The sequence below is a fragment of the Streptomyces sp. NPDC005878 genome, from assembly GCF_040629815.1.
GTDB lineage: Bacteria > Actinomycetota > Actinomycetes > Streptomycetales > Streptomycetaceae > Streptomyces.
Genome location: NZ_JBEXWK010000067.1, coordinates 1 through 1,173, shown reverse-complemented (window position 1 = coordinate 1,173; position 1,173 = coordinate 1). Strand labels below are relative to the sequence as shown.

Below are 1,173 nucleotides of genomic sequence, written 5' to 3'. Positions count from 1 at the left end.
TCCGCCAACTCACCGAACGCAGCATCGGCCAGCTCTGGAACTGGATCGACAACGGCAAGCCCTTCTACATCAACGACCCCAGCCACAAGACGTACGGGCCCGACGGATGCCCGCCCGGCCTGAAGGTCGACGGCCTGTCCGTCTACAGCCCCCGCCCCGACCTGCCCGACGACGACGGCATCCGCCACGACCGGCACGTCGCACGCTTCGGCGACTGGATCATCCGCCACCCCGACGGCCGCTGGACCGTCCACAAAGCCCCCACGCAGCCCGAGGCGACGGACGAGCAGCGGTGACCGGCCAGCCCCTCCCGGTCGGCACGCGGGTGCGGCACTGCGGCCAGCAATGGCCGGCCGCGCGTCGCGGTACGGCGACGGTCCGCGAAGTTCAGGGCCCGCTGCGGGACGGCTCCTTCGAGTACCGGGTGACCGCGACCCGCGATTTCAGCCGTGCGCCGGGGCCCGGCAACCCCGAGGACCGCGACGTCTGGTGGTCTTCCGAGGCCACAATCCCCGCCCGCGCCAATCAAGGAGCAGCATGACTAGCCGCCCGCACCAGCGCGACTCGACCGAGACCCTCAAGGCCGCTCTCGCGCGTACCAGTCACGACGCCCAGCGCTATGCCCAATCCGGGCCGAAGAAGTTCGAGGATGCCCTGCACCGGGTCGCCAACCAGTTCCTGGACGAGCTCGAAGCCCGAGGGGAGCTGCGATGACAGGCCAGCCCGCCACCTGCCCGTTCTGCGAGATCGTTGCCTTGCGTGCCCCGGCAACGTTCGTAGCCGAGTGGGACGACGCAATCGCGATCGTGCCCCTCAACCCGGTTGTCCCTGGCCACACGCTCGTCATCCCCCGTGACCACGTCCAGGACTTCGCCACCGACCCGGACGTCTCCGCGCTCACCATGTACCGGGCCGCCGAACTCGCCCAGGGGCCCCAGCCCATGAACCTCATCACCTCACGCGGCCGGGCCTCGACTCAGTCCGTCTTCCACCTCCACCTGCATCTCGTACCCCGAGCCGACGACGACGGCCTGGCCCTGCCCTGGTACAGCGGACGCCGCCGGGGCAAGGGGCGGGCAGGGAAACCGTCGTGACGACGCCGCGCTGCGCCGACTGCCGCCGGCGCCTCCGCGACCCGGCCTCCATCGCCCGCGGCCGTGGCCCGACGTGCTA

At 71.0% G+C, this 1,173-nt stretch carries 4 protein-coding genes; all 4 read left to right on the top strand.

Annotation, left to right across the window (positions count from 1 at the left end; genetic code table 11):
• Positions 1–296 (top strand): hypothetical protein (locus ABZ404_RS39125; RefSeq protein ID WP_358991735.1); only part of this gene is annotated, 296 nt, incomplete at its 5' end.
• A 241-nt stretch (positions 297–537) separates the two neighbouring features.
• Complete coding sequence (locus ABZ404_RS39120; protein WP_358991732.1) at positions 538–714, top strand: hypothetical protein; 177 nt, start codon at positions 538–540, stop codon at positions 712–714.
• Positions 711–1,094, top strand: coding sequence for an HIT domain-containing protein (locus ABZ404_RS39115; protein WP_358991729.1), 384 nt, complete (start codon positions 711–713; stop codon positions 1,092–1,094). The genes ABZ404_RS39120 and ABZ404_RS39115 overlap by 4 nt, the downstream gene beginning before the upstream one ends.
• A partial coding sequence (locus ABZ404_RS39110) for a DUF6011 domain-containing protein (RefSeq protein WP_358991738.1) occupies positions 1,091–1,173 on the top strand: 83 nt, incomplete at its 3' end. The genes ABZ404_RS39115 and ABZ404_RS39110, both read left to right, overlap by 4 nt.